At 67.0% G+C, this 16,372-nt stretch carries 14 protein-coding genes and 1 pseudogene; 9 read left to right on the top strand and 6 right to left on the bottom strand.

Features of this window, described 5'->3' with window-relative positions; translation table 11 throughout:
- The first annotated feature begins 18 nt into the window (after positions 1–18).
- On the top strand, positions 19–1,194 hold the full coding sequence (gene moeB, locus GD628_RS01265; RefSeq protein WP_152273601.1) for a molybdopterin-synthase adenylyltransferase MoeB: 1,176 nt from the start codon (positions 19–21) through the stop codon (positions 1,192–1,194).
- Between the two features lie 49 nt (positions 1,195–1,243).
- On the opposite strand, the gene GD628_RS01260 is transcribed toward moeB, so the two are convergent.
- Complete coding sequence (locus tag GD628_RS01260) at positions 1,244–2,548, bottom strand: glutamyl-tRNA reductase (protein WP_091603042.1); 1,305 nt, start codon at positions 2,546–2,548, stop codon at positions 1,244–1,246.
- 155 nt (positions 2,549–2,703) lie between these two features.
- Between GD628_RS01260 and hemE the strand changes: the two genes are divergently transcribed.
- The 8 genes from hemE (at position 2,704) to hemL (ending at position 11,415) form a co-directional block, all read left to right on the top strand.
- Positions 2,704–3,765, top strand: a complete 1,062-nt coding sequence (gene hemE / locus GD628_RS01255) for a uroporphyrinogen decarboxylase (protein WP_091603044.1) — start codon at positions 2,704–2,706, stop codon at positions 3,763–3,765.
- 2 nt (positions 3,766–3,767) lie between these two features.
- The gene (gene hemG, locus GD628_RS01250) at positions 3,768–5,240 is read left to right on the top strand and encodes a protoporphyrinogen oxidase (protein WP_152273600.1); all 1,473 of its coding nucleotides are present in this window, start codon (positions 3,768–3,770) and stop codon (positions 5,238–5,240) included.
- Between the two features lie 67 nt (positions 5,241–5,307).
- Positions 5,308–6,012, top strand: a complete 705-nt coding sequence (hemQ, locus tag GD628_RS01245) for a hydrogen peroxide-dependent heme synthase (protein ID WP_091603050.1) — start codon at positions 5,308–5,310, stop codon at positions 6,010–6,012.
- Complete coding sequence (locus GD628_RS01240; protein ID WP_091603053.1) at positions 6,009–7,199, top strand: ferrochelatase; 1,191 nt, start codon at positions 6,009–6,011, stop codon at positions 7,197–7,199. The genes hemQ and GD628_RS01240 overlap by 4 nt, the downstream gene beginning before the upstream one ends.
- Positions 7,199–8,152, top strand: coding sequence for a hydroxymethylbilane synthase (gene hemC, locus GD628_RS01235; protein ID WP_176697547.1), 954 nt, complete (start codon positions 7,199–7,201; stop codon positions 8,150–8,152). The genes GD628_RS01240 and hemC overlap by 1 nt, the downstream gene beginning before the upstream one ends.
- Positions 8,153–8,171: 19 nt before the next feature.
- Complete coding sequence (locus tag GD628_RS01230; protein ID WP_193313166.1) at positions 8,172–9,119, top strand: uroporphyrinogen-III synthase; 948 nt, start codon at positions 8,172–8,174, stop codon at positions 9,117–9,119.
- Positions 9,116–10,099, top strand: a complete 984-nt coding sequence (gene hemB, locus GD628_RS01225; protein WP_091603059.1) for a porphobilinogen synthase — start codon at positions 9,116–9,118, stop codon at positions 10,097–10,099. The genes GD628_RS01230 and hemB overlap by 4 nt, the downstream gene beginning before the upstream one ends.
- Positions 10,099–11,415: a glutamate-1-semialdehyde 2,1-aminomutase gene (gene hemL / locus GD628_RS01220; protein ID WP_152273598.1), complete on the top strand. Its 1,317-nt coding sequence runs from the start codon at positions 10,099–10,101 to the stop codon at positions 11,413–11,415. The genes hemB and hemL overlap by 1 nt, the downstream gene beginning before the upstream one ends.
- Positions 11,416–11,492: 77 nt before the next feature.
- Here hemL and GD628_RS01215 read toward each other — a convergent pair whose 3' ends face one another.
- The 5 genes and pseudogenes from GD628_RS01215 to GD628_RS01195 form a co-directional block, all read right to left on the bottom strand.
- Positions 11,493–12,311 (bottom strand): ABC transporter permease subunit, encoded by an 819-nt coding sequence (locus GD628_RS01215; RefSeq protein WP_091603065.1) that lies wholly within the window; start codon positions 12,309–12,311, stop codon positions 11,493–11,495.
- Entirely contained in the window at positions 12,308–13,252 is a 945-nt protein-coding gene (locus GD628_RS01210; RefSeq protein ID WP_152273597.1) for an ABC transporter ATP-binding protein, read from the bottom strand. Before GD628_RS01210 ends, GD628_RS01215 begins: the two co-directional genes overlap by 4 nt.
- A gap of 135 nt (positions 13,253–13,387) precedes the next feature.
- Positions 13,388–14,227, bottom strand: a complete 840-nt coding sequence (locus GD628_RS01205; protein WP_152273596.1) for a MetQ/NlpA family ABC transporter substrate-binding protein — start codon at positions 14,225–14,227, stop codon at positions 13,388–13,390.
- A 252-nt stretch (positions 14,228–14,479) separates the two neighbouring features.
- Positions 14,480–15,157: pseudogene (locus GD628_RS01200) on the bottom strand (methionine ABC transporter permease); the annotation flags it as partial.
- Positions 15,154–16,134, bottom strand: coding sequence for a methionine ABC transporter ATP-binding protein (locus tag GD628_RS01195; protein WP_091603078.1), 981 nt, complete (start codon positions 16,132–16,134; stop codon positions 15,154–15,156). The pseudogene GD628_RS01200 and the gene GD628_RS01195, both read right to left, overlap by 4 nt.
- Positions 16,135–16,372: the final 238 nt, after the last annotated feature.

Genomic DNA, 16,372 nt, shown 5'->3' with positions numbered 1-16,372 from the left:
AGGCATAGATTGGTTCCCATGAGCATTGAGACGGCCGCATCGCTGCCACCCCTCACCGAGCCGGCCTCCGGGCTGGAGCGCGGTGAAAAGGAACGGTACTCCCGGCACCTGATCCTTCCCGGTTTCGGGGAAGAAGGGCAGCTGCGCCTGAAGAATGCCAGGGTCCTGGTGATCGGTGCAGGAGGTCTTGGGTCCCCTGCACTGCTGTACCTCGCTGCGGCCGGGGTGGGAACGCTTGGCATCGTGGATGACGATGCCGTGGACACGTCTAACCTGCAGCGCCAGGTCATCCACTCGGTGCACGACGTCGGAACCTCCAAGGCGCGTTCGGCGCGGGACAGCGTGCTTGCCCTGAACCCCCTGGTGAACGTGGTCCTCCACGAGGTCCGGCTGGATGCGAAGAACGCACTGGACGTGTTTTCCGGCTATGACCTGATCCTGGACGGAACGGATAACTTTGCCACCCGCTACCTCGTCAGCGATGCCGCGGAAATCCTGGGCAAGCCGTGCGTCTGGGGATCCATCCTCAGGTTCGACGGGCAGGTGAGTGTCTTCTGGTCAGCGCATGGCCCGACGTACCGTGACCTCTATCCGGAGCCCCCGGCACCGGGGTCCGTTCCCTCCTGTGCGGAGGGCGGCGTTCTCGGTGTCCTGTGCGCCCAGATCGGTTCGGTCATGGTCAACGAAGCCATCAAGCTGATTACCGGGACCGGACGGACCCTGCTGGGACGCCTGCTGGTGTTCAACGCCCAGGACATGAGCTGGCGTGAGGTGGGCCTGCGCCGTGATCCGGAACGGGAGCCGGTCACGAAGCTGGTGGATTACCAGGCGTTCTGCGGAACCGTGCCTGGCCCCGGGCCCGCAGTTCCGGGTATCGGAGCGGTTGAACTTGCCGCCCTGCTGCGGCAGCGCGACGCCGGAGAAGCTGATTTCGACCTGATTGATGTCCGTGAACCCGGCGAATACCGGATTGTGAACATAGCCGGCGCGCGGCTGGTCCCGCGGGCTGCCATCCTGGCCGGGGAAGGCCTGCCGGAGCCGGGGCGGACGGTGTACGTGCACTGCAAGTCGGGCGGCCGCTCAGCCGAGGTGACGGCCTTCCTGCGCTCGCAGGGATATGACCGCGCGTTCACTGTGGATGGCGGGATCCTCGAGTGGGTCCGCCGGGTGGAACCGGACAAGCCGGTCTACTAGCCGGGAGAGGAATGTCCGGAACCGCGAAGGTGCTGTGCGGCGAAGGGAATCAGGCGGACTGCGCGGTGTCCGCTGAACCGTCTTCGGGCTTTTCCTGCGGTGGATCCACCGTGATGCCGTAGATCGCTTCGAGGCCGCGGATGTAATCTTCCTGCTGGCCGCTGGCGGCCAGCTCACGGGCGCGCACGGCAGGAACGTGGAGCAGGGCCTTGACCATGCGCCGCATGGCGAATTCGACTTCCTCTGCCGCGCCGGTGCAGCCGTGCTGGGCCCGGACCTTGTCGAGTTCCTTGTCGAGGACTCCCAGGGTGTGCCGACGCAGCGCAACAATCGCGGAATCGAGTTCCCGGCTCAGCTGGGCCTCGGAGAAAGCCTGTGCCGCATCGGTGACAATCCGGTTGGCCTGCTGGAGTGATTCCGCCTGCTCGGCGGGTGCTGCCAGGCGAACGGATTCGAGCGTGATCAGGTCAACGCCGTCGAGCTCCCGGACTGCGGGATCAAAGTCGTGGGTGAGGGCCAGGTCAACGATGACCAGCGGCTTCCCGGAGCCCGCGCGCACGCGGCGGATGTCCTCCGCGCTGACCTGGTTCTCCGAACCGGAACAGCCGATGACGACGTCGGCGCGGGCAACGGCCTCGCCGAGGGAGTCCCGGTCCAGTGCGGTTCCGCCGCGGGTAGCTGTGAAGGATTCTGCCCGGCCCGAGGAGGAGTAGACCGAAACGTCGGTGCAGCCGCGCTCCTTGAGCAGCGCCATGGTTGCCCCGGCGTAGGCGCCGGTACCAAACACGACCACGGCTTTCTTCCGCCAGTCAATGTCCTCGGAAAGGTCGGTGGCCAGTTCGAGTGCGACCGACACGATGGACAGTCCGCGCTTGCCCAGCGCGGTCAGGGCGCCAACGTCCTTGGCGGTGCGGGAGGCGGTCTGGAACAGGCGGGTCAGGGTTCCGCTGGCGGTTCCCTTGTCCTGGGCTTCGATCAGTGCCCGGCGGACCTGGCCGGCGATTTCCCGTTCCCCGACTACCGCGGAGTCCAGGCCTGCGCCGACGGCGAAAAGGTGTTTGGCGACGTCCTGGCCCGTATTGGTCGTGAAGGACCGGGAGACGACGTCTTCCTCCAGTCCGGAGTGACGGCTGATCTCCGCGATGGCGGCAGAGCGGGCGGCTTCGACATCCGCCTCGGAGCGGGCTTCGCAGTACACCTCAAAGCGGTTGCAGGTGGCCAGGACTACAGCCCCGGCAACGGCCGGGCCGTTTTCCAGCAGGGAGGAAGGGACCTTGGGCGCGCCGGCACTAAGCCGGGCGACAGTTTCCAGGTCTACGTCAGAATGGGTCGCGATGAGGGATAAGAGAACCACAGTGGCTTAATACTAGCCACTCGCGAGGGAAACGGTGCTATTCGCGACGGCGGTCACAGGTGATTTGGGCCGCATCTTCCGGTTTGGGGAGCGGGCCCATGCGCCTGGCGGGTGCCCGGTTATCCTTCAGGGCAAAATTTGGGGAGAATCTATATATGACTCTCAGCGCCTCTCATCCGCTCATGGATGGCCGCACGGCCGATTCCCCGCTTATTGCCGCCTACCGTGGCAAGACACCGTCCCGGCGTCCCGTTTGGTTCATGCGCCAGGCGGGCCGGTCGCTGCCGGAATACCGCAGGGTCCGGGAGGGAGTCGGCATGCTCGAATCATGCCTGCTGCCCGAACTCGCGTCCGAGATCACCCTCCAGCCGGTCCGGCGGCATGACGTGGACGCCGGCATCTTCTTCTCCGACATCGTGATCCCGCTGAAGCTGGCCGGCGTCGACGTGGACATCGTTCCCGGCGTCGGGCCTGTCCTCGGCGCCCCCGTGCGCACTGCCGCAGACGTGGCAGCGCTGCCGGAACTCACCGATGAGGCGCTGGAACCCATCCGTGAAGCGGTGGCCCTGACGGTGGCGGAGCTTGGATCCACGCCACTGATCGGGTTCGCCGGCGCCCCGTTCACCCTTGCCGCGTACATGGTGGAGGGCAAGCCGTCCCGCGACCACCTGGGCCCGCGGACCATGATGCACGCGGATCCCGAGACCTGGCAGGCGCTCACCAACTGGGCAGCAGACGCGTCCGGCAAGTTCCTCCGCGCCCAGCTCGAGGCCGGCGCCAGCGCGGGCCAGCTCTTCGATTCCTGGGCAGGGTCGCTGGGCCTGGCCGACTACCAGGCCAAGGTTGCTCCGGCATCGGCCAGGGCACTGGACCATGTCCGCGGACTCGGCGCCCCGCTGATCCACTTTGGCACCGGGACATCCGAGCTGCTGGTGGCGATGCGGGACGTGGGCGTCGACGTCGTCGGTGTTGACTACCGCCTTCCGCTGGACGAAGCCAACCGCCGGCTCGGCGGAACAGTTCCACTGCAGGGCAACATTGATCCGGCGCTGCTGGAAGCCCCCTGGCCCGTCCTGGAAGCCCACGTCCGCCAGGTCCTGGAGGCAGGATCCGGGGCGCCCGGGCACGTGGTGAACCTTGGCCATGGCGTGCCCCCCGAAACCAATCCCGAAGTCCTGACCCGGGTGGTGGAACTCATCCACTCAGTGGAGCCGTAGCCATGCAGGCATCCCGCAAACCCGCCGGCACGTCCGCAGCAGCGCCGGCAGGCCGGCCCGCCGGCGTTGTGGTTGGAGGGGGCATCTCCGGGCTGATCGCGGCCCGGGACCTTGCGCTCGCCGGTTTCGACGTGACAGTGCTGGAGGCGGCTGAGGACTTTGGCGGCTGCGTGGGAACCCACCGCGTCGCCGGGCTGGACCTGGACAGCGGAGCCGAGTCCTACGCCACCCGCTCTCCGGCCGTGCCGCAACTGCTCGAGGAACTGGGGCTGCAGGAGCGGATCGCTTCTCCGGATCCCTCCGGCGCCTGGCTCCAGCTAGGCGGTCCGGACCCCGCGAAGGCGGCCCAGCGGATGCCCCAGACCGGGCTGCTGGGAATCCCCGCCGATCCCCGCGCTGACGAGATCGCCCAGGCGATCGGCCGGACGGGCGTGGCACGGGCGGCCCTCGACCGCGTGCTTCCCATGGCGCCGCTGCTGCGCCGCGAGAAGGTCAGCCTGGGTGAGATTGTCCGGTCGCGGATGGGGGAGGCCGTTCTCAAACGGCTTGTCACTCCCGTGGTGGGAGGCGTCTATTCGGCGGATCCGGATGTCCTTGATGCTGATTCGGTGGCGCCCGGACTGCGCAAGGCCATGGCCGAGCACGGTTCGCTGGGAGCGGCCGTAGGTGCCATGCGCCGGGCGGCACCGGCCGGATCCACCGTTGCCTCCCTGCGGGGCGGCATGGGAACCCTCACCAGTACGCTCGTGGAGAACCTCCGCGAACTCGGCGCTACCCTGCTGGCCGGTACGCCGGCCACCGGCATTGAACGCAGCGGGACAGGATTTACCGTCACCACCGATGCCGGCACGCAGACCGCCGACGCGCTGGTCGTGGCCGCCGACGGCCCGGCCGCCGTGGATTTGCTCACGCCGTCGGTTCCGGACCTGGCGGCCTTCCGCCCGGGCCCAGGCCCCGGCGTCGCGCTGGTGACGCTGGTAGTAGACAAACCAGAGCTTGACGCAGCGCCGCGGGGGACGGGAGTCCTGGTTGCCCGTGACGCCGAATCCGTGCAGGCGAAGGCACTGACGCATGCCACTGCCAAGTGGCAGTGGCTGGCAGATTCAACCGGGCCCGGTACACACGTGCTCCGCCTGTCCTACGGGCGCGGTCTTGGGCCCGGGCAGGAAGCCGACGTGACTGCCCTGCGCCCGGACGGGGAACTGTTCGCCGCTGCCCTCGCGGATGCGTCGGTCCTGCTGCAGGTGCCGCTGGAGGAAGCGGACGTCATCGATTGGGATGTTGTCCGGTGGGTCGGTGCGCTGCCCTCGGCCACCGTGGGCCATGCGGACCGGGTGGCGTCCGTGCGGGCCGCCGTCGCGGAAGTCCACGGCCTTGAAGTTGTTGGCGCGTGGCTTGCCGGAACGGGCCTGGCGGCCGTCACTGCTGATACCCGTTACCGCACCGCGCACCTGGCCGAAGCCGTAAAATGGTAAAAATGTTCTACGCTTTGTAGAAGTTCCTTATTCGCCTAAGCCTGTCCAAACCGGCAGACTGTAAGTCATGAGTGAGTCCATGGGTCAGAACGCATCAGCCGAAGTCGAAACACAAGAACAGTTCTTCACACTTTGGACCGTTTTCAAGCGGTCAGACCTTCCGCGTGAAACCAGCGACGGCGCCCTGGGCGCTTTCGAGGAACTCGTAGGCAGCTTTGCTGCCGAGAACGTCACCCTCCGCGGAATCTACGATGTTTCCGGCATGCGTGCCGACGCAGACATCATGATCTGGCTGCACGGCGGCCAGGCCGAGGCGCTGCAGGCAGCGCTTCGCAAGGTCCGGCGCTCCGAACTGTTCGCAGGCACGGAGATCGCCTGGTCTGCCATGGGCGTCCACCGCGACGCCGAGTTCTCCAAGAACCACTGGCCGTCCTTCGCCCGCGGCATCGACCCCGAAGCCTGGATCTGCGTCTACCCGTTTGTCCGCTCCTACGAGTGGTACCTGCTGCCGGCCGAAGAACGCGGCGCCATGCTGCGTGACCACGGCATGCTGGGCCGGGACTTCCCGCAGGTCCTGGCGAACACCGTCGCTTCCTTCGCCCTGAACGACTGGGAGTGGATCCTGGGGCTGGAAGCCCCGAACCTGGTGGACCTGGTGGACATGATGCGCCACCTGCGGTCCACCGAAGCGCGCAACCACGTGCGCGAGGAAATTCCCTTCTACACCGGCCGGCGCATCTCCGCCGCCGAAGTAACCGAGGTGCTTCGATGACTTCCCTTTCAACCCCCGCAGGCTTTGATCCCCTGGAAGGCGTCAGCGAGGACGGTGTCATGGCCCCGGCCGAATACGACGCTATCCTGCTCGCCTCCTTTGGCGGACCGGAAGGCCAGGAAGACGTTATTCCGTTCCTGCGCAACGTCACCCGCGGCCGCGGCATCCCCGACGAGCGCCTTGAGGAAGTGGCTACCCACTACCGGGCCAACGGCGGCATCAGCCCCATCAACGAGCAGAACCGCGCGCTGAAGGCTGCGCTGGAAGGCGAGCTGGACCGCCGCGGAATCCAGCTCCCGGTTCTCTGGGGCAACCGCAACTGGGCCCCCTACATCAAGGACGTGCTGCAGGAAGCCCACGACGCCGGTTACCGCCGGCTGCTCATGGTCACCACCAGCGTGTACTCCTGCTATTCCTCCTGCCGCCAGTACCGCGAAGACCTGGGTATCAACCTGGTCGAGACCGGGCTGGACAAGACGCTGCGGGTGGACAAGGTCCGCCAGTACTTCGACCACCCCGGTTTCGTGGAGCCCTTCGTCGAAGGCGTGCGGGATTCCCTGGCCAAGGTACGCGAACAGCTTGCCGCAGCAGGCAAGGACAACGGGAAAATCGAAATCCTGTTCTCCACGCACTCCATCCCCACCGCCGACGCCGAGGCCGCCGGCCCGCGCGACGTCGAGTTCGAAGAAGGCAGCGCCTACGTTGCCCAGCACCTGGCAAACTGCCGTGCCATCATGGACCGCATCCCGGAAGCCGCCGGCCTGGACTGGCAGCTGGTCTACCAGTCCCGGTCCGGCTCCCCGCACACGCCGTGGCTCGAACCGGACATCAATGACGCCATCGACGAGCTGCCCGCCAAGGGCGTAGAAGGCGTCGTCATTGTGCCGCTGGGCTTCGTCAGCGACCACATGGAAGTCATCTGGGACCTGGACACCGAGGCCATGGAGACCTGCTCCGAGCTTGGACTGGCGGCACACCGCGCACCGACACCGGGCATCCACGAGAAGTTCGTTGCCGGCATCGTGGACCTGATCTGTGAGCGCACCGTTGAAAACAACATCGCCGACCGCCCTGCGCTGACGAACCTCGGCCCGTGGTACGACGTTTGCCGTCCCGGCTGCTGCGCCAACCTGCGCGGCGAAAAGCCGACCATCGCCGGCGTTGACTCGACGGTGGGAAGGCAGTAGTGGCGCACTCCCCGGTGCTGATTGGCACCCGCGGGTCCGCCCTGGCCGTCACGCAGACCACCACGGTGGCTAACACGCTGGCAGACCTGGGCGGCTTCGACGTTGACCTGGTCCGTGTCCGGACCGAAGGCGACGTGAACCGGGCTGCCCTGTCCCAGATTGGTGGCACCGGTGTCTTCGTGGCGGCGCTGCGGGAATCCCTGCTCGCCGGGGACTGCGACGTCGCCGTGCATTCGCTGAAGGACCTGCCCACCGCCGAGGCCGACGGACTCATCATCGGGGCCATTCCGTCACGTGTGGACGTGCGCGATGCACTCTGCGCACGGGATTCCCTGACGCTGGCGGAACTGCCTGCAGGCTCGAAGATCGGCACCGGCTCGCCGCGCCGTGCAGCACAGCTGCGGGCTGCCCGACCGGACCTGGAAATCATTGACATCCGCGGCAATGTGGACACACGCCTGGGCCGCGTAGCCGGGCTGGTGGAGGGCGCACCCGGTGACCTCGACGCCGTCGTGCTGGCAGCCGCCGGACTCAGCCGCCTGGGGCGCCTGGACATGGTGTCCGAGTTCCTGGACCCGTCAGTCATGCTGCCGGCACCGGGGCAGGGCGCACTGGCCGTTGAGTGCCGCACCGCGGACGCCGCCGAAGGGCCGCTGAGCCGGGCACTGGCTGCCTATGACGACTCGGCCAGCCGGATGGCCGTGACGGCTGAACGGTCCCTCCTGCAGCGCCTCGAAGCCGGCTGCACCGCCCCTATCGGTGCGCTGGCACGGGTCACCGATCAGGGCCTCGCGCTCGAAGCCGTAGTCTGCAGTGACGACGGCACGCAGGTGCTCCGCCGGTACTCGTCCACGTCACAGGCCGATGAGGACGGCGCACGGGCCCTGGGTATCCGGATGGCCGAAGAGCTCCTCGCAGCAGGCGCCGCGGACCTCACCAACCTGGCGTCCTAAGCAGCCGGAGACCGTACGCATGACCGGAGACAGCGGTATGGACACGCCGTCCGCAGCCGGACCCGGACCCCGCCCGGCGGAGAGCCTGGCCGGCGCGGAGGTTGTCCTGCTGCGTTCCCCGGACCGTGCCGGACCCATGGCAGGGGAACTGCGCTCCCGCGGTGCCTCCGTGCGGCTGATGCCACTGATCGATTTCCAGCGGCCCTCGGACACCGGACCGGTGTCCGAGGGCCTGCGCGGCCTCGGACAGGGGGAGTTCGACTGGATCATCGTTACTTCCGCAACTACTGTCCAGGCCCTCCGTGCAGCCGAAGCTGCCGGGAGCGCATTGGCCGTGCTCTGCCGCGGCACCCGCGTGGCTGCGGTTGGTTTAGGCACGGCCCGGGCGCTGAAAAGTGCGGGCATCGTTCCGGACCTGCTTCCCTCCGGGGACCAGTCTGCCCGCGGTCTGGCTGCGCTTTGGCCCGCTCCGGGACCTGGGCGGAACCGCATTTTCCTGCCGCAGGCAGATATCGCCAATCCTTTCCTGCGGACGTCCCTGTCCGCCGCCGGCTGGGACGTTGTTGCCGTGCCTGCCTATGAAACCGTGGACTACCCGGCACCCGAGGAGCAGCGGATCATGCCGCGGACAGGCGCGCCCGGAGCGCCCGGAGCGGAAGTGCTGAGCCCCGCGGACTACCGCGCCTGGACTGCGGCACGAGGAGGCGCTGAAGCGGCCCGAAACCACGCCGTCGTCGTCACCTCCCCGAGCACCGCGAGGCGGTTTGTCCGTGACGCCGGGCCGGATGGAACCGCGCTGCTCGTCGCCATCGGGGACCCCACGGCTGCCGAACTGGCACACCTGGGACATCCAGCGGCAGCCACGGCAAAGCATCCCACCCCCGCCGGCATAGCCGACGCCGTCGAAGCGGCACGTGCCGCCCAGAATTTTCAACACCCTGACCCGGAAGGCAGAGAACAGCCATGAGCTTCCCCCAGCACCGCCCCCGCCGGCTGCGGACCACACCGGCCATGCGGCGGATGACCGCCGAATACCGCCTGGACCCTGCCGAGCTCGTGCTTCCGGCCTTCATCCGCGAAGGCCTGTCCGAGCCGAACCCCATCACCTCGATGCCCGGCGTCCTGCAGCACACCACCGACACCCTGAAGCGCGCTGCCGCTGAGGCGGTGGAACTCGGCGTCGGCGGCATCATGCTCTTCGGCATTCCGGCAGAACGCGACGCCGCAGGCAGCGCCGGTACGGATCCGGACGGCGTGCTGAACAAGGCCATTGCGGATGTGCGCGCCGAGGTCGGAGACGACCTGGTGATCATGAGCGACGTCTGCCTCGATGAGTTCACCGACCACGGCCACTGCGGCGTGCTGGATGCGAACGGCGTCGTGGACAATGACACAACCCTTGAGATCTACGGCCGGATGGCCGTTGAACAGGCGCGTGCCGGGGCCCACGTACTGGGCCCCTCCGGAATGATGGACGGCCAGGTTGCCGTGATCCGGCAGGCCCTCGATGAAGCCGGGTTCCAGGACGTCTCCGTGATTGCCTACGCCGCGAAATACGCGTCAGCGTTCTACGGCCCGTTCCGCGAAGCAGTGGACTCGCAGCTCAAGGGCGACCGCCGCACCTACCAGATGGACGCCGCCAACCGTCGCGAGGCCCTTTTGGAAGTGGAGCTGGACCTCGAAGAAGGCGCCGACATGGTCATGGTCAAGCCGGCCATGAGCTACCTGGACATCCTTGCCGACGTGGCCGCGATGTCCCCGGTTCCGGTAGCGGCTTACCAGATCTCCGGTGAATACGCGATGATCGAAGCTGCGGCTGCGAACGGCTGGATCGACCGCCGCCGCGCCATCGAAGAATCCGTCCTCGGCATCAAGCGTGCCGGCGCCAACATCATTCTCACGTACTGGGCCGCCGAGCTGGCCGCCTGGCTGAAGGAAAGCAAGTAATGACCCAGACTGTCTCCTCTGAAGAGCTCTTCGACCGCGCCCGTGCCCTGATGCCCGGCGGCGTGAACTCACCCGTGCGGGCATTCGGCTCCGTTGGCGGTACCCCGCGCTTCCTGGTGTCCGCTAAGGGACCGTACGTTACCGACTCCGAAGGCCGCGAATACGTGGACCTGGTCTGCTCCTGGGGTCCGGCCCTGGTGGGCCACTCACACCCGGACGTCCTGGCAGCGGTGCACTCAGCCGTCGACCGCGGGCTCTCCTTCGGAGCGTCCACGCCGGCTGAGGCCGAACTTGCAGCCCTGGTGATGGACCGTGTGAAGCCCGTCGAGCGGCTGCGTATGGTCTCCACCGGCACCGAAGCCACCATGACTGCAGTCCGCCTGGCCCGCGGCTTCACCGGCCGCAACCTGGTCATCAAGTTCGCCGGCTGCTACCACGGACACCTCGACGGACTGCTGGCCTCCGCCGGGTCCGGAGTAGCCACGCTGGCCCTTCCCGGTTCTGCCGGCGTCACGGCAGCGACGGCCGCGGAAACCCTGGTGCTGCCGTACAACGACGTCGCTGCCGTAGAGGCCGCCTTCGCCGAGCACGGCGCGAATATTGCCGCAGTCATCACGGAAGCAGCGCCTGCCAACATGGGCGTGGTCACCCCGGCGGAGGGCTTCAACGCCGCACTGTCCCGCATCACCACCTCCCACGGCGCGCTGCTCATCCTGGATGAAGTCCTCACCGGTTTCCGCACCTCGCCGGCTGGTTACTGGGGACTGACGGGGGAGAAGGAAGGCTGGGCGCCGGACCTTTACACCTTCGGCAAGGTCATTGGCGGCGGCATGCCCGTGGCAGCCCTCGGCGGCCGCGCGGACGTCATGGAATACCTGGCCCCGCTGGGTCCGGTCTACCAGGCAGGTACACTCTCCGGAAACCCGATCGCCATGGCGGCCGGCGTCGCCACGCTCACCGCTGCGACGCCTGAGGTCTACGCGAACATTGACGCCCGCTCCGCGCAGCTGTCCCAGGCTGTCTCCGAGGCACTCTCCGCAGAAGGCGTGAACCACACCGTCCAGCGCGCCGGGAACCTCTTCAGCATCGCCTTCGGCACGGCGGAGCACGGGGTGCACGACTACGCGGACGCACTGGCCCAGGAGGCGTTCCGCTTCAAGCCGTTCTTCCACTCGATGCTGGATTCCGGGATCTACCTGCCGCCGTCCGTCTTCGAGGCCTGGTTCCTCTCCGGCGCGCACGACGACGCCGCGATGGACCGGATTCTCGCTGCCCTGCCGGCCGCAGCGAAAGCGGCAGCGGCCGCCCAGCCGTAGTACCCCCCCATCGAGATGACAGAAACTGCTCGTATCAGCTCTGATACGGGCAGTTTCTGCTATCTCGATGAGGGCGGCTAGCCCAGGACGTCCCGGCGGTTCAAAGCCCACACTGCCAAGGCCGTGAAGAGAGCGCAGGCAGCGGCGAGCAGCCCCAGGCCGGTGACATCGAAGCCTTCCGCCAGAGGGTCGTTACGGTAGGCCCAGGAATACGGTGAAAGGTTGCGCAGCCAGCCCAGGTCCGGGTTCTGGTTCGCCAGCGCGTTCATGACGTACCCCGCAGCCGCTACCGCGGCGGCGGTGCCCAGGGCCACGGTCCGGCGGCCGGTGAGGGCACCCGCTGCCATGGCAACGCTTCCGGACAGATACCCCAGTCCAAGCCAGGCCGCCTCCGCTGCCACCACGTCTGCGGCGTCCAGCCCGAGCTCGGAGGGGCCATTGAGGGCCAGCACCACCGCCGCCGTCGACACGGCAAACCAGAGCAGCCTGGTCAGGATCCCCAGCGCTGTCTCCAGCGCATAGTGAACCCGGCCGACGCCATGGGAAAGGACGAGTTCCAGCCGTCCGGATTCCTCGGCACCAGCTATTGCCGTGCTGCCCCAGGACACCGCAGCGGCAGTGACGAGGACGAACCCCAGGAGCCCGAAAAACGTGGCCTGGACGTAGCCCGGTCCGGAGAGGATGTCCTCGTAGCCGAGGGCATTGACAAGCTCCGGAGGCAGCGAGCTGATCAGGCTGCGCATGTCGGCGCCGTTCATGGAGGGGTAGAGCGGCAGGTACAGCAGCAGCACGGCAGCAAGGGCCAGGGTCCAGACGAGCGTGGAGCGCCACGTGTCGATGACCGTCCTGCGGAAGATGGGCAGGGGCCTTGGAGCCAGGGTTGCCGGCGGGCTCATCCCGGACCCCTTTGCACGTCCCGGGCAGCGGCGTCGGCGCCGCCGTACAGCTGCAGTACTGATTCCTCGAGGTCCGGCTCTTCCACCGACAGGTCCAGGATCCGGTGCCGGGCGAGCACCTTGATGAAGGCATCAACGCCGCCGTCGAGCGTGCCGCGGACACGGGCAGTGCCCGCCTGCCAGGTGACGCTTCCCCGCAGTCCCGCGGCGGCGAGTTCATTTTCCAGCATCTTCTCCGTCCCACTGGCCGGCGCCAGTGAAGCCCTGACATGGCGCAGGCGGTTGAGGCGCAGTGAGGCTACGTCCCCCTGCGCCACCACTTTGCCCAGCGACAGGACGGCAACCTGGTCAGCGCTTTGTTGGATTTCGCTGAGGACATGGGAGCTAAGCAGCACGGTGCGGCCTGAGGTGCGCACCTCGGCGACCATTTCCAGGAACTCGCGCTGGACCAGCGGATCGAGTCCGCTGGTGGGCTCGTCGAGGACCAGCAGGTCCGGGTCATGCATAAAGGCCTGTACCAGGCCGAGCTTCTGCCGGTTGCCCTTGGACAGGGTCCGAACCGGGCGGGAAAGGTCCAGGCCCAGACGCTCAGCGAGTGTTTCAACGCGTCCGGCAGGAACCGGTGCGCTGATCTGCGCGAAGTGTTCCAGCACTGTCCGTCCCCGGGCCCTGCTGCTGAGCCGGAGGTCTCCGGGAATGTAGCCGATCCGGCGCCGCAGGGCGGGGCCGCCGGAGCGGGGAGGAGTCCCCAGGACGAGGGCCTGGCCTGACGACGGCCGGATGATGTCCAGGAGCATCCGCAGGGTTGTGGTCTTGCCGGAACCGTTGGGGCCGATCAGTCCGAAGACACATCCCGGCTGGACCTTCAGGTCCAGTGAGTCGACGGCGGTGCGGGACCCGTAGCGCTTGGTCAGCGCGCGGGTTTCTATGACCGGCGGCATGCGGCACCTCCCACTCGGCAATGGACATCATGCTAGCGCCGATGCGGGCAGGTTGAACTGCCGAGATAACAGAAACTGCCCGTATCCGGACGGATACGGGCAGTTTCTGTCATCTCGATGAGGTGGGGTCCGGTGCTAGAAGGCCGGAGTCACGTCACCGTTCGGCCACTGCTCTTCGATGAAGGCCTTGACCTCCGGGGAGTGCAGCAGCTCTTCGAGCTTGTCGATCCGTGCGTCCTTGTTGCCGGTCTTCCAGACAAGCAGGTTGGCGTACGGGTTGTTCTCGAGGGACTCCACCAGCAGGGCATCATCGGTGTTCAGCCCTGCATCAAGGATGTAGTTGCCGTTGATGATGGCCAGGTCCACGGTGGGGTCGGAAAGATCGTTGACCAGCAGTTCAGGCTGGTTCTCCACGAAGTCCAGGTTCATCGGGTTCTGCTCGTCGGTCAGGGAGATGACCGAGGCGTCGTCCGGAACGTCCTTCAGCAGGCCAGCTTCCTCAAGCAGGCTCAGTGCCCGGGCCTGGTTGGACGGGTCGTTGGTGATGGCAACACGGGCGCCGTCCTCGACGTCGGCCATGTCTTCATGCTTTTCGCTGAACACGGCGTAGGGCTCAATGTGGATGCCCTCACCGTGCTCGAAATCGTAGCCCTGGTCAGCGATCTGGGCTTCGAGGTAAGAAAGGTGCTGGAAGTAGTTGGCGTCGATCGAGCCGTCGTCCAGCGAAATGTTCGGGGTCACGTAGTCATCAAAGGGAACTACTTCGAGGTCCAGTCCGGCGTCGGCAGCCAGGTTGTCCGCGACGTACTCCAGGATGACGGCGTGCGGCTGCGGGCTCGCGCCGACAGTCAGGGTGACCGGGTTGGCGGGATCGAGACTCTCAACAGCGCTGGAGGAGGATTCGGAACCCCCGCAAGCCGTCAGCGCCAGAGCCGCGGCCACGCCGGTGGCCACGAGTGAAAATGCTTTCCGCATCGGATGCGTTTCCTTTCGAAGGTCCTGCCGGTGAGTCACAGGCAGGCTGTTGTGCAGCTAGCGGCTACTGGCTGCAGGTCCCGTCCGGCGGCCAGCCGCCGGACGGGAAACTTGTGGGTGGCGACGTCAGGCGCGGGTCCTGGCATCCCCGGATGTCTGTGCGGAGCCCGCACCACCTGCCGGCATGGCAGGTGCCGCGGTCACGGCAGCACGGGAGGAACGGCGACGACGGCGGCCGGCGCCTGCTGCGGAACGGTGGTCCACGCGGCGGGCTGCGAAGTCTCCGGCAAGCTGGATGATCTGCACGATTGCCACAATGATCACGATCGTGACCACCATGACCGCAGTGTCGAACCGCTGCACGCCGTAGTTGTACGCCAGCCGGCCCAGGCCACCGCCGCCGATGATGCCGGCCATCGCGGAGTATCCCACCAGGGTCACCAGCGTGGTGGTGAGGGCGGCCACGAGGCCCGGCAGCGCTTCGGGCATCAGGACCTTGCGGATCACCTGCATCCGGGTGGAACCCATGACCAGCGCGGCGTCGATCTTCCCGCCCGCAACGTCACGCAGGGAGGTCTCGACCAGCCGCGCGAAGAAGGGGATGGTGCCGATGCTCAGCGGAACACAGGCAGCCAGGGGACCGATGGAGGAACCAGTCACGATCCGGGAGAACGGGATCAGGATCACCATCAGGATCGCGAAGGGGATGGACCGGGTGATGTTGACGATGACGTCGGAGAGGATCCGGTTGGTCACCGGCATGGGCCGCAGTCCGCCGGGGGCCGAGGTATGCAGGAAGATACCCAGCGGCAGGCCGATCAGCACGGTAAAGAAGCCGGAAACCCCAACCATCAGGAGGGTGTCGGTGATGGCTTCGGGCAGGGCCTTGGTGATGCCGGGGTTGTTGGCCAGTTCTTCAAACAGGTTCACGCCGCCACCTCCACTGAGACGCCCTGGCCGGCCAGGTAGGCCTGGACTGCAGCCATATCGATTCGTTCATCAAGCTGTACACGAAGCCTTCCGAAGCGCTGTCCGGAAAGGGTCTCGACGCTTCCTGCCAGGACATTGACGTCCGTGTCGAAGCGCCGGGTGAGTCCGGAGAGCACCGGCTCGGTGGCGTGCTCGCCCACCATCAGCAGTTCCACCACGGGCCCGCCGGGCACCGGGGGAGTGGGAGGCAGCGGGATGAGGGCCTTCGCCAGGCGTCCGCCCAGATGGGAGGCGACCTCCTGGAGAGGTCCGTGTTCAACGACGCGTCCGGCTTCAAGCAGCGAGACCGAATCGCAGATCCGCTTCACCACGTTCATTTCGTGCGTGATGATCAGGACGGTCAGTTCCAGCCGGTTGGTCAGCTCGGAGATCAGATCCAGGATCTCGTCCGTCGTGCGGGGGTCCAGGGCCGAGGTCGGTTCGTCACAGAGCAGGACATCGGGGTGGGCGGCAAGCGCGCGGGCGATACCCACCCGCTGCTTCTGCCCGCCGGAGAGCTGGGCCGGGTAGGCCCCGGCAAAGTCCTGCAGTCCCACCAGGGCCAGCAGTTCCGTGACGCGTTCGTCGATCTCCCGCTTGGGGGTGCCAACAAGCTCCAGGGGGTGGGCGATGTTGGCCGAAGCGGTGCGCGAGTCCATCAGGTTGGCGTGCTGGAACACCATGCCGATCCGGCGGCGCGCCAGCCGGATTTCGGAATCCTTGACGCTGGTCAGTTCCCGGCCGTCAATGGTGACGGTTCCCGACGTCGGGCGGTCCAGCAGCGTCAGGCAGCGGACCAGCGTGGACTTGCCGGCACCGGAGTGGCCGATGATGCCGTGAATCGAGCCCTTGGGCACGCTCATGCTGACCCCGTCCAGGGCAACTACATCGCGGGAGCCCTGGCGGTAGACCTTACGCAGGTCAGTAACTGTGATCATTCATCCTCAATGTCTGCTCAACGTTGATGGTGCTGTATGCGTGCAGGAAACAGTCCGGGGGAAGGGACGCCAATGGCCCGGCTGTGCGGGAAGTGCCTGCCAATCGCGTGACACGGGGCGCGTGATACCACGCCCGGGCGCCATCAGCGCCTGACACTGTTGTGAATAGGTCAATGTTACGCGGGTAATGCCCGCAGCCTGAAATCCGAGCTGTCTTCGGCGGCGGGGGAGCGGCGCT

It is taken from the genome of Arthrobacter koreensis, from assembly GCF_009193255.1.
In the GTDB taxonomy this organism is placed as follows: Bacteria; Actinomycetota; Actinomycetes; order Actinomycetales; family Micrococcaceae; genus Arthrobacter_B; species Arthrobacter_B koreensis.
Note: the sequence above shows the minus strand (reverse complement) of the source record. Positions and strands in the feature narration are given on the sequence as shown.

What these genes read in the sequence shown, in the direction of transcription:
- moeB (WP_152273601.1), top strand. Translation starts at nt 19, where the DNA reads ATGAGCATTGAGACGGCCGCATCGCTGCCACCCCTCACCGAGCCGGCC.
- hemE (WP_091603044.1), top strand. Translation starts at nt 2,704, where the DNA reads ATGACTCTCAGCGCCTCTCATCCGCTCATGGATGGCCGCACGGCCGAT.
- hemG (WP_152273600.1), top strand. Translation starts at nt 3,768, where the DNA reads ATGCAGGCATCCCGCAAACCCGCCGGCACGTCCGCAGCAGCGCCGGCA.
- hemQ (WP_091603050.1), top strand. Translation starts at nt 5,308, where the DNA reads ATGAGTGAGTCCATGGGTCAGAACGCATCAGCCGAAGTCGAAACACAA.
- GD628_RS01240 (WP_091603053.1), top strand. Translation starts at nt 6,009, where the DNA reads ATGACTTCCCTTTCAACCCCCGCAGGCTTTGATCCCCTGGAAGGCGTC.
- GD628_RS01230 (WP_193313166.1), top strand. Translation starts at nt 8,172, where the DNA reads ATGACCGGAGACAGCGGTATGGACACGCCGTCCGCAGCCGGACCCGGA.
- hemB (WP_091603059.1), top strand. Translation starts at nt 9,116, where the DNA reads ATGAGCTTCCCCCAGCACCGCCCCCGCCGGCTGCGGACCACACCGGCC.
- hemL (WP_152273598.1), top strand. Translation starts at nt 10,099, where the DNA reads ATGACCCAGACTGTCTCCTCTGAAGAGCTCTTCGACCGCGCCCGTGCC.
- GD628_RS01215 (WP_091603065.1), bottom strand. Translation starts at nt 12,311, where the DNA reads ATGAGCCCGCCGGCAACCCTGGCTCCAAGGCCCCTGCCCATCTTCCGC.
- GD628_RS01210 (WP_152273597.1), bottom strand. Translation starts at nt 13,252, where the DNA reads ATGCCGCCGGTCATAGAAACCCGCGCGCTGACCAAGCGCTACGGGTCC.
- GD628_RS01205 (WP_152273596.1), bottom strand. Translation starts at nt 14,227, where the DNA reads ATGCGGAAAGCATTTTCACTCGTGGCCACCGGCGTGGCCGCGGCTCTG.
- GD628_RS01195 (WP_091603078.1), bottom strand. Translation starts at nt 16,134, where the DNA reads ATGATCACAGTTACTGACCTGCGTAAGGTCTACCGCCAGGGCTCCCGC.